Raw genomic sequence first — 11,870 nt, 5'->3', positions numbered from 1 at the left:
GGGCCTGGCGTGGTTGGTGACAGCAAAAAGCAGATCACTCCTCCTCCAAGGTCGGGGTCGGGATGACGGTAGAACAAGGAGGATGCCTGAACGACAGGGCCTTGATAAAGATTCCAAATAGAAGCGTGAGGCGCGGGATGTGGAATCCCGCCCCGCTCTTCCAACACACTATTGCGGGTAGTTAACGATTGTCGTCGGGCTCCAGCTTCCGCCAGCGCCGTTGTTGCCGGCGTCGCAGTGGAACCTGACATTGAGAGGATCCGTGGTGTCGGTGGTTCGGAAGCCAGGCCCTCCAAACGTGAACGCCGGGCCTTCACCCAATGCACTAAAGAAGGCGTTCTTCGCAACTCCACCGGGGCAAACGGCGGCCGTCGCCGAGCCCTGCCAGACCGATGGGCTCTTCTGGTTGGGTGATGGGAACCAGGAATCGTCGTTCGCCGGTATCGAGTAGAACTGATCAGGAAGGTGAATATTGAGCGTGTAGGAAGTGCCATCGGCACAGTAGACGTCGGTATTCATGCTTGCGCCCGCCAGAGAAACCGTCGTCGCTGGATGGCCGTCGGGCATGTACAAGTCATAGCCTCCCAAAACAGTCGCACCAGAATCGACAGTCATCGGACGAGTCATGCCCAAAACGACCGTACCGTCTCCCGGGTTCCAATCGTTCGGGAATTTCGGATCATTGGTTCCCCACCATGTGGTCCAGCGGGCGTAGTCGAGCTTCGTATAGTCGTAGGTGAGCGGCGGATTTGTCGGGAATACCTCTACATCTGTATTGGCCGCCGCATCGCCCACCATGAATTTGTCGACAAAGGCCGCGACTGCCGGGGCCTCGGCGGGGAGTGTTGCACAGTGGTTATGTGCGCCGTCGATATAGAAGCCAAAGCGGTCTCCGATACCGAATGCGTTATAGACCCGTTGCGTCGCGCGTGCTGAGACATAGTTGGATCGATTGGATAGCCAATAGAAATCCGTGTTGCCGGTTTCCAATAGCGCACGAGGCGCCACCAGGGCCATCAATTCGTGATGATCTGTCGGCATCTTGTAACGATTGACGCCAGAGAACTGCCTCATCGGGCTGGCGAACCAATTGTAGTCCGTACGGGCGATGTCTTCGGAGGCATGATCCGCCTCTATCTCATCCGTGACACGCCAGGCTGGAGCGCCACCGCCACCGTTTTCCTGAGCGATCGTCAGCGCAACCCGCTCATCGAGTGCACCGGCAAAGAGTGCCATTTTGCCGGCATAGGAGCATCCGGTGACGGCCAGGTGCTTGATGTCGACAGGTAGCCGATTGGTGGACGACTGAGAAGCAAGGATGATGCCGTCGATGAGACGGCTCACTCCCCACGACCAGGCGGCGTATTGACCCGAGTTGCTGCCGCCGGCGCAAGATGATCCAGCGCAAAGTTCAGGGTAGAGCGTGTAGAAGCCGTCGGTGGCGCTCGGACGGCCGTATGTGGTTACGTTGTTGTGGACGAAATCGATGCTAGCGATTGGGCGCGTGGAGAAGACGCTGGCTGGCAGGCTGCCTCTGTTAAACCCAGAGTTGCTGGCAAAGAACGTCATGGCGATCAACGCTGGGAACGGGCCATTGCCCATTCCGGTTGGAATGTAAACGCCCGACCTCAAAGTCATCGACTTGCCGTTCCTGGTAACAGTCACGGTCAGAGTACCTTTAGCCGGCGCCGTCGCCGGCGTGTACGTCGCGCTAATAGTGCAGTCGGAGCAGTCAGGCTTAGGGCCGATTTCGTATTTCTCGATGGAAGCCTTGATCTCTTGACGCCGACGCTCCCAGTTTGCCAAAGAAGTGTCGCGGGTTCCGTCGACAAACCGAAACGGGTCTGGCAAAGGCCGAATGATTGGAAGTTGAGCGAAGTTCGGGAAGCTAGGCGCCGCAAAGTTCGCGCCGGTATTCTCGACGTCGTAGACCAACGGAGTAGTTGCGCTATTAGACGTATCCTCCTGCGCGAATGCTCCTACTGCGGTAGCCGACACCAACAGAACCAAGATCAGCGAAATAGATAGTTTTGCAAGACTGAAATTGTTGTGAAATTTAGGCATCGTGGTCATCTTTTCTACGCTTGGTGATATGGACGACATGGTCCTTTTTCCTCCTGGGGGTTGTGCGCGACTTTGTGCACCCAGATTCGAATAGCGAAATCCGTACAGGTTGAACAGTTAGTTCGGTTCAACAACAAAAGGCCGCGAGTATATACATCGGGACAAAAGGGCCTGTCAAGAAGGAGGCCGGATGAAGACCCCCTTCAGCGCTGCAGATCACCTCCCAGTGCGCTTCTCAGAAATCCAATAAAGCCGTATATTTTAAGGACTTTCTGAGTAGCCCGTCAGGGCTTACCAAAAAGTTTGCGATTACTTGAAGCGCGCAGCTCAGCGATTTTTGCGAAATGAAAATTCTAAGATTCTCTTCACCCCAGTCTTGACAATGTCTGGGCTGACTGCATAAAGTTCGGGGCGCGAATTTAATTCACAGGGCGCATCTGGGATACAGTTCGTCCATGCGGCGACTCGACTTTACCAATACGCAAGTAGCATCCAGCGAAACGGCGCGCGACATTAACCGCAGCGTTGTGCTGAACCTCATCCGTCACAGGCAGCCGATCTCGCGAGCCGACCTGGCTCGAGTCTCGGGGCTGCAGCGCAGCACGGTGTCGCTGATCACCGAACAACTGATCGAAGAGAAGTGGGTGATCAATGGACCTACCGGACGCTTGCCAAGAGGCCGCCGGCCCACGTTTCTGCGATTAAACGAAAGGCGGGCGATTCTCGTTGCCGATATCCGGCCGGCGCAGACAACCGTCGCGCTCGGCGATATCAATGGGCACTTTCTGTCTCAAGTAGCCTTTACCACCCCGGCCGATGCGGCTGCGGGAGCGAAGCAGATTGCGGCGCGAGTTCAGGAGTTGATCCAGGCTCATCCCAAATTGGTATTTGAAGGGATCGGAATCAGCCTGCCAGGACGATACGACGAATCCACCAAGCGAGTGATCTTTGCTCCCAATTTGAAATGGAAAGAATTCGATTTGAAGAGCTCCGTAGAAAAGATCACGGGACTCTCTGTGGAGCTGGAGAACGCTGCTAACGCGTGCGTTCTCGCGGAAGTCTGGTTTGGGCATGCCGAAAAGATTCGCGACATGGTTGTAATCACGATCTCCGAGGGAATCGGCACGGGCATTTTCCTGAATGGACAACTCATGCGCGGAGCCCACGGCATGACTGGTGAATTCGGCCACGTAGCTCTTGATCCCACGGGACCGGCATGCACCTGCGGTGGGCGGGGATGCTGGGAAGTTTACGGCTCCAACCGCGCCGCGCTGCGTTACTACCACGCCTCCGGGAGAGGTTCAGAAGAGCTCAGCTTTGCAGATCTTCTCGCTTTATCAAGCGCCGGAGACGCGCTGGCTATTACCGCTCTCGAGCAGATGGCGCGAGGAATCGGACGCGGTGTGCGCATGCTGGTCGCTGGCCTCGCTCCCGAGGAGATCGTGGTGGTTGGAGAATGCACGGCACAGTGGGCGCGTTTCGCTCCCATTGTGGAAGCGGAAGTCAAAAACGGAATGCTGTTTGGAAAGCCTCCGCGCATTCGCCCGGCGGAAGGAAACATGGCGCGTCTGCGCGGAACCGTCGCACTCGTGCTGCAAAAACATTTTGGCGCCTCGGCGCGCTTGGAAATCGGCCAACCCGCTCTGCTGGCCAGAAAGAAAGCAGTGGAGTAGAGGAGTTGGGCCGAGCCCATATAGTGTCGCGGATTCTGCTGTATCCAGTACGAAGAGGAGATCTCCATGACGAGACGAAGTGTGGTGCATGAGACGCTTGGGCCCTCAACAACTTACAAGTCAGCCGTTGTAGCCTGTTTCATTCTGCTACTCGTATGCCTGATGGTCTCCTCCACTGCATGGGGGCAAGTGCTCTACGGCACACTGACGGGCAACGTGACCGATCCTTCCGGCGCAGTAGTGCCGAACGCCAAGGTCGAGGCCGTAAACACGCAGACTGGTCTCGCCCGAACTACGACCACCGATGCCAACGGCGTATATCGCTTCTCTGATTTGCAGCAAGGCAACTACAAGGTGTCGATTACATCAACCGGTTTTGCGACAGTTGCTCTGCAGAACGTCGGCGTCACGGTAAACAACATCAAGCGCGCTGATGCTCAGCTCAACCTTGCCCAAACTGAAACTACGGTAGAGGTGAATGCCGCGCAAGAAATATTGCAGACCGATAAGGCCGATGTGCATACCGACCTCACGGCTCAGCAGATCAATAACCTTCCGATTTCAGGTTCTCAGGGACGTAATTTCCAGACGCTGCTGCGCATTATTCCCGGTGCAGCATTACCCGCCGAGACGAACTCGCTCGCCGGGAACCCGCAGCGTGCGATCTTCGCCAACGTAAATGGGCAGTCACAGACGGCGAACAACACGCGCATTGACGGTGCCCAGGACATCTATCCCTGGCTTCCATCGAATGTGGCCTATGTCCCGCCAGCGGACGCGATCGAGACTGTGAACGTGGTGACCAACTCGTTCGACGCCGAGCAGGGTCAGGCTGGCGGCGCCGCCATGAACGTGCAGATCAAGTCGGGCACGAACTCATTTCACGGCACCGCCCACTGGTTCCATTTTGACCAGAATTTTGCGGCGCGCGACTATTTCCAGACGAACACCATCAGGTTCCCGAAGAAGAACAGGAACAACCAGAACCAGTTTGGCGGCCAATTCGGCGGACCCATTAAGAAAGATAAGCTGTTCTTCTTCGTCGATTACGAGCGCACCACGCAGCGGCAGTTGGCTGGGCCGGATACGCGAACACTCCCCACGGCTGCGATGGCGACGGGTGATTTCCGCAATCTGCCCGGGAACCCGATTATTTATGACCCGGCCACCGGCGATGCGACCGGCGCGGGAAAACAGCAGATCTCCTGCAATGGCGTTCCGAACATGATCTGTCCGAATCGCATCGACCCTGCTTCGTCGGCGATGATCAAGCTATTGCAACCACAAATCGCGAAGGAATTCGCGACATCGACGCTCACGAACAACTTCGTCGGCAGCAGCACGGCGCTCTTTAATCGCGACAGCGCCGACGGAAAAATCAATTATGTTGTGAGCGATAAGACAAATGTCTTTGGCCGCTACAGCTTCTCGAAGACCCTCGTTTTTGATCCTCCTCTTCTGGGAGAAGCGGTCGGGGACGCCACAAACGGTGGACAGCTCGGCGATGCGCCGGGCTTGGTTCAAAGCGTAGGGTTGGGCGCGACACACACGTTTAGTCCGAACATGCTGCTGGACTGGAACTTCGGTTTCACCCGTCTGCGGCTTGGTTCCACCTTCGACCTCACTTCGGCAAAGGGACTGAATGACCTGAGGATTCCCGGCACGAACGATGCGGGAACCCTGGGTAATCCAAGCCTTTATTTCGGTCTTCCGGGGTTCATCTTTCCCGTCGGACTGAATCTCGGCAATGCGCAGCCTGCCAACCCGTTCGTCTTCCGCGATGGCAGCTATGTTACCGGCGCCAACCTGAGTTGGACGCGTGGCAGACACGGATTCCGCGGCGGCATTGAGTGGAACCACTCCCAGATGAATCACTTCCAGCCGCAAGTCGGCACCTTCAACACGCCTCGTGGAGCTTTTGACTTCAACGGCATGTCCACCTCCCTAACCGGAACTACCGCTACCTGGTTTAATCAGTGGGCCGATTTCATGTTAGGTCTGTCGGACCGTAGCGGAAAGGCGATTGCACTACAGAATCCGAACGCGCTGCGATGGTCTCAATGGGCCTGGTACCTCCGCGACCAGTGGCAGGTGACGCCTAAGCTGACAGCGACACTCGGAGTCCGCTGGGAGGCCTACCCCTTCGGATACAGCGATAATGGCAAGGGACTGCGTTATCTCGATCTGAAGACTGGGAACGTGCTGATCGGCGGCTACGGCAATATTCCGCGGGATGACGGTGTTGATGTTGGTAGTGGGCAGTTCCTGCCGCGTGTCGGCTTCGCCTATCGGCTAACCTCTTCAACCGTGGTCCGTACTGGTTACGGCATGAATGCCGATTCCAACAACTGGCGCGACTTCCGCAACGCGTATCCCGCAAACGTGTTCGTGGACAACATCACTGGAAATTCCAACGCTATTGCGGTAACAAGCCTTACTGGTTTGAATGCCACAGTCGCGAGCGGCGCCAAGACACTTCCAACGGGCGTCGTGCTGACGCCCCTTCCCGATCTCAGCAGCGGTGTCATCCCGTTACCTCTCAACATCGGTACGACTACAATCCCCCAGCCCTTCCGTCGCGGATACATCCACAACTTCAACTTCACCCTGCAGCAAGAGTGGAAGGGGTTCGTGCTCGACACTGGCTACGTTGGGGCGCGTGGCATCCGTCCTCTGGTGCAACTGAACATGAACGCTTCGCCCGCTGGCACCGGCAACGCAGGTGGACTGTTGAGCCAGGCGCTGGGCAAGACTATCACCGGAGGCATCACGGGGCTGGTTCCTTTCAAGAACAGCTTCTACGACTCGATGCAGACCAAACTCACACGGCGATTCCACGATGGGTCGATGGCCGGACTGTCCTGGACATGGTCGAAGGCAATCGACTACGCCGACAATGATGATTTGGGCAGCGTAGCTTTCGCGTTCCCTGCCTACTGGGAGAAGGGGCGTGCGGTAGCCGGGTATGACCGTACCCACAACATCTCCATCTACGGCGTCATGCAATTGCCGTTTGGGAAGGGAGAACGGTGGGCGCAGACGGGCATCGGCAACGCTATCCTCGGCGGTTGGCAGATCAGCCCGCTAATCAACTACCTCACCGGTCTGCCGTTCACCGTCAACTGCCCGGGCGCCTTGAATGCTGTCGGATCCACACAAACATGCGACCTGGTCGGCAAGTTCACTGTTCTGAATGGCAAGCCCAACCGCGACGGCATTTGCGCCTTGAGCGACTTGAGTTGCAGGTACTTCGACCCGAGCGCGTTCGCGGCGCCGCTTATCACTAGCAACGCTAACGCTCACCTCGGAAACACCAACCGTAACGAGTTCCGTGGCCCGGGGTATTTCGGTATGAACCTGAGCCTGGCTCGTCAGATCAAGTTGACCGAGCGCTTCGCCGTGCAACTCCGAGCGGATGCGATCAACTTCACGAACACGCCTCACTTCGCCAACCCGACGGCCAACAATTGTCCGGCTAACGCGACCCTGGGGGCCGTGTGTAACACTGGCTCGCCAACATCGACGTTCGGTGCAATTACCGGCGGTCTGCAGCCGGGCGGTTTCTTCGGTCCAGATCACGGTGCTCGACAAATCTGGCTGGCGGCTAGAGTGATTTTCTAACAGGGGCTCGATTGGAGCTTGCGTTTCGAAAACCAGCGAAACGCAAGCCACGAAAAGAGCTTTTGCAATTCACGAGAGCTAACCCAAGAAACCTGAGAGTAACGGCTTCTAGGCTTAGCTAGTTTGTCCGCACATCGAACTACATTGAGCCCCCACGCGGGTTTTCGCCTAGTGTCACGAGAATGAGGATGTGAAGTTAGACATTTCTATTTAGAGGACCGGTGATTCTGGTATCGAAGACAGACACCCGGCCGGGGGCGGGCGGCAGGTCCCTGAGTTCCAGGAACGGCTTCTTCGGTTTAGGGGTCTTGCACGCACCCCTTACCGAGGAGTTGCCAGGTGAGCCCTCGCTTGGCAACTCCTCAATTTTTTTGTCAGAATAGAAACCAAGCTGCCGGGACCGGGAGAAGAGTGCGCAAGGCGAGCAACGGATTTGCGATCTTAAAATTCGCTGTTTATACGCTGTTATTCACTGTTCTGACGTGTGCTCGAAGAAGTTGAGGTCGCTGCAATCGATTGCCATAATGGGAGTTGCGAGAAATTATCCGTTGCTCTACTGTCCCGATGCGAAAAAATTCACTGTTTAATTCGCTGTTCGTCTTGGTGCAGCTCGAAGCTGCAGAGAGTAGCACGGTGTTTTCCAGAGGCAATGTGTCGGCCATTTAGTCGGGCAAAGTTGCTTCACTCGTGATTGTGAACTGCGCTCTCGCTCCAGGGGGCAGGGGCCTGCCCGGCACCGTTATGGGTTGTCCTCCACCGATCCACACGTTGACCTTTCCGGGAATAATACGGCGTTTCCCATCTTGATCCACAACGCTCAAATCGCGCTCCCGCAGCCTAAACGAAACCCTGTTTTGCTCGCCTGGCGCTAAATGTACACGCTGAAAGCCTTGCAATGCACGCAGAGGCGCTCCGGCAATCCCGTTATGGGTTATGTATAGTTGCGCGATCTCATCACCTTCTCTCCGGCCGGTGTTGGCGATATCGACGGAGATCGTCACCGACTCATTGGCAGCGATGCTCTGCTTGTCGACCTCCGGGTTGCGATATGCGAACGTTGTGTAGCTCAGGCCGTATCCGAAGGGATACAGAGCGTCGCCGCGAAAGTAGCGGTAGGTTCGGTTGGCCATTGAGTAGTCCTCGAATGGCGGAAGTTGAAGAACCGATTTGTAGAACGTTATCGGCAACCGGCCGCTGGGACTGAAGTCTCCGGCAATCGCCTCCGCGACCGCCGTTCCACCTTCCCCTCCCGGATACCAGGATTGAAGAATCGCGGGAATATAGTGATCAGCCCAATTTACGGCCACCGCGCTTCCACTCGTGAGCACCAGAATGATCGGCTTGCCGATCGCGTGAATTCGTTCAAGAAGCTTTTGTTGCGGCGCAGGTAGATCGAGGCTGGTGCGATCTCCCCCGGCGAATCCTTCGGTGTGAACGTTCATCTCTTCGCCTTCAATGCGTGGCGAGAGACCGAGCACCATGATGACGAGATCGGCCTGCTGCGCGGCATCGACAGCATCCTTCCCGTCTTGCCCCGGCATGCTCCAGACAAAGCGCGCCTCAGCGCTGCGAATCGTTTGGAAATACTCGATCTTAACCTTATACGCGTGGCCCTTCTCGAGGTGCATCGGCTTCGTCAATGTGTCGGCAGGATGATGAATCGTCCATTCTTCCGCGATCAACTGATCATCCACCCAAAGACGGAATCCGTCCTGGCCAGCGAATCCGATCAGGTAGTCGCCAGTTTGCGGTGCAACGAGAACGCCGGTCCAGCGTACGGAATAGTTCTTCGGCAACTGCGGCGAAATTCCCTGATCTCCCCAGGCGAAGTTCACCGTGCTATCAGTGCGAGTCATGACCGGCGCGTCTTTCAACTCGACGTTTGCGAAGTACTCTCCCTTAAGCCCATGCTCTCTTCGGGAATTGTCAGTGAAAAGAGCGTCGGAAGGAATGGCATGCATCACAGGTCCAGTAAGACCTGTTCCCTCTGCGTAAATCACCTTCGATTGTGAAAAGCGGCGGCGAATGCCTTCGAGGATCGTCACCGGCCTGGACGGCGTTCCATTGTAGTTGCCGACCAGGGCATCAAGATTATCTGCGTCCGGACCAATCACTGCGATCGTTGAGTACCGCTTCCCGAGTGGCAGAAAGTGGTTCTGATTCTTCAGGAGGACGAGCGATTCACGCGCGGCTTGCACCGCGAGCTGGCGATGAGCTTCGCTGTCGTTATCCTCAAAAGCAATGTTGGAATAGGGCACCAGCGAGGGAGGATCGAACATGCCTAGACGAAAACGCGCTGAGAACAATCGACGCAGAGCACGATCCAGATCGGCCTGAGTCATCAGGCCCTGCTGAACCGCTTGGAGTATCGCGTCGCGCTCAGTCTTTACGCGCGAGCGGGGATTGCCGCAGATAAGATCGGTGCCTGTCTTGAGCGCCACACTCACGCCTTCTTCCATGGATTTGCTGAAGTGATGCCCGTTGAAGATGTCCGTTACCGCGCCGCAGTCGGAGACTACGTATCCTTGAAAACCCCAATCGTGCCGCAGGTGCTCTTCGAGCAGATCGGTGTTCGCGCAGGCCGGCTGGCCGTTGAGTGAGTTGTACGCGCACATCACCGACTGCGCTTTGGCTTCGACCACGGTTGCGCGGAATGCGGGAAGATAGGTGTCTTCCATATCATGACGCGAGGCCTTAACATCGACACTGTGCCGAGTTGGCTCCGGTCCGCTGTGGACAGCAAAGTGCTTGGAAGTGGCAACTGTTTTCAGGTATTTGGGATCGTCGCCCTGCAAACCAGTGACAAATGCAATTCCCATTCGGGAAGTCAGGAACGGATCTTCACCGTAAGTTTCCTGGCCGCGCCCCCAGCGTGGATCGCGAAAGATGTTAATGTTTGGAGACCAGATGCTCAGACCGCGATACCAGTCAGTGCTGCCGTCGGGATGCTGATCGTGATAGTACTTCGCCCGAAATTCCGTGCTAATAACATTTCCGATGCGATGCATTAAGGACTCGTCGAAGGTAGCCGCCATGCCGATCGCCTGCGGAAAGACGGTGGCATTACCAGCTCGCGCTACGCCGTGCAATCCTTCGTTCCACCAGTTGTACTCAGGAATTCCCAATCGGGGAACGGCATCTGCGGTGTGGCCGAGCTGCGAGACCTTCTCTTCGAGCGTCATTCGAGAGATCAGGTCATCAACGCGCTGTGCGATCGGCAGGTCAGGATTCTTGTAAGGGAAATCCGAGTTAGATTGTTGCGCGAAAAGTGCGGAGCATTGTACGAGCGAGAGTAGAAAAACCAATAGCTGACTGTTCACCATCGATAAAGATCGTCGGTTTCTCACGATTGGACGAGTTCCTCCAAAGGCCGTTCAGTAAAACACTTGACAGAGCAGAAGATCAAGACCTAGTTTGCGCTGCAAACTAAAGGAACGAAGGAGTCAGCTCGAAATGTTTGTCTTACCTGTGGCCGCTGTAGTCTGCCTGCTCGGAAGTTCTACAGATACGAGAACTCTGCGCAACGCTGCCCACGCCAAGATACATCTTGGAAGCGCCGTCAGACCGGGCTTCATCATCGAGGACAGCCGCTATGCTACGACGCTGGCGCGTGAGTTCGATCAGCTTGAGCCCGAGAATGAAATGAAATGGTCCTTACTGCGCCCGGCGCGAGATCAATTTGATTTTGGGCCCGCCGACGAACTTGTTCGTTTTGCGCAACAGAACAAGATGGCAGTTCGCGGCCACACTCTATTATGGCATCAGGCGGTCCCGAAATGGCTCGGCAGTGGAAACTGGACGTGGAATGAACTTTCGCAGCTCATGGCTGATCACATACAAACGGTGGTTAAGCACTTTGCCGGGTCGGTATATGCATGGGACGTAGTCAATGAAGCTTTTCATCCAGATGGTAGCCTCCGGTCGACGATCTGGTATGACTCACCCGGAATCGGAGCCGAAGGTCCGTACGGCTACATCGAACGCGCATTCGTGCTCGCTCACGCGGCTGATCCCAAGGCCAAGCTGTTCTACAACGACTACGCATTCGAAGGCGGTGGTCCAAAATTCGAAGCGATTCTGGCCATGGCTCGCGACTTCAAGAAACGCGGCGTGCCGATTGATGGCATCGGATTCCAATGTCATTTCGCTCTGGATTCGACCGCTTTAGCAAGACTCGAAAGGACTATGCGTGCCTTTACGGATCTTGGACTTGAGGTCCAAATTACCGAACTCGACATACGCCTCCCCTTGGACAGCGCTGGACAGGCCAATCCGCATGATCTGGAGCGGCAGGCGCAACAATACGGCAACGTCGTTCGGGCTTGTCTGGCAGTGCGCGGCTGCACGGCAATTCAGGTATGGGGGTTTAGCGATGCCCACTCCTGGATTACCCGCTCCTTCCCGGGATATGGAGCGGGTACTCTCTTCGACCAGCAGTATCGTCCCAAGCCGGCCTATGGCGTGGTTTTGGATCTACTCTCACGACATGGTTCTGGAATGCGGTAAAAGATG

The 11,870-nt window shown here is 56.2% G+C and carries 5 protein-coding genes; 3 read left to right on the top strand and 2 right to left on the bottom strand.

Translation table 11 applies throughout. From position 1 onward, the window contains the following. Positions 1–168: 168 nt before the first annotated feature. Entirely contained in the window at positions 169–2,064 is a 1,896-nt protein-coding gene (locus DMG62_16160) for a hypothetical protein (GenBank protein ID PYY21950.1), read from the bottom strand. Positions 2,065–2,519: 455 nt separating this feature from the next. On the opposite strand from DMG62_16160, the gene DMG62_16155 reads away from it, so the two are divergent. Together DMG62_16155 and DMG62_16150 are read left to right on the top strand one after the other, a co-directional pair. Next, complete coding sequence (locus DMG62_16155; protein ID PYY21929.1) at positions 2,520–3,737, top strand: sugar kinase; 1,218 nt, start codon at positions 2,520–2,522, stop codon at positions 3,735–3,737. A 162-nt stretch (positions 3,738–3,899) separates the two neighbouring features. Further along, positions 3,900–7,358, top strand: coding sequence for a hypothetical protein (locus tag DMG62_16150; protein ID PYY21949.1), 3,459 nt, complete (start codon positions 3,900–3,902; stop codon positions 7,356–7,358). 662 nt (positions 7,359–8,020) lie between these two features. Here the strand turns inward: DMG62_16150 and DMG62_16145 are convergent. Next, complete coding sequence (locus tag DMG62_16145; GenBank protein ID PYY21948.1) at positions 8,021–10,540, bottom strand: glucan 1,4-alpha-glucosidase; 2,520 nt, start codon at positions 10,538–10,540, stop codon at positions 8,021–8,023. Positions 10,541–10,811: 271 nt separating this feature from the next. Between DMG62_16145 and DMG62_16140 the strand changes: the two genes are divergently transcribed. After that, positions 10,812–11,864, top strand: a complete 1,053-nt coding sequence (locus DMG62_16140; GenBank protein ID PYY21928.1) for an endo-1,4-beta-xylanase — start codon at positions 10,812–10,814, stop codon at positions 11,862–11,864. Positions 11,865–11,870: the final 6 nt, after the last annotated feature.

This window comes from Acidobacteriota bacterium, assembly GCA_003225175.1.
GTDB lineage: Bacteria > Acidobacteriota > Terriglobia > Terriglobales > Acidobacteriaceae > Gp1-AA112.
The sequence above is the reverse complement of the archived record's forward strand: the minus strand, read 5'-3'. Positions and strand labels throughout refer to the sequence as shown.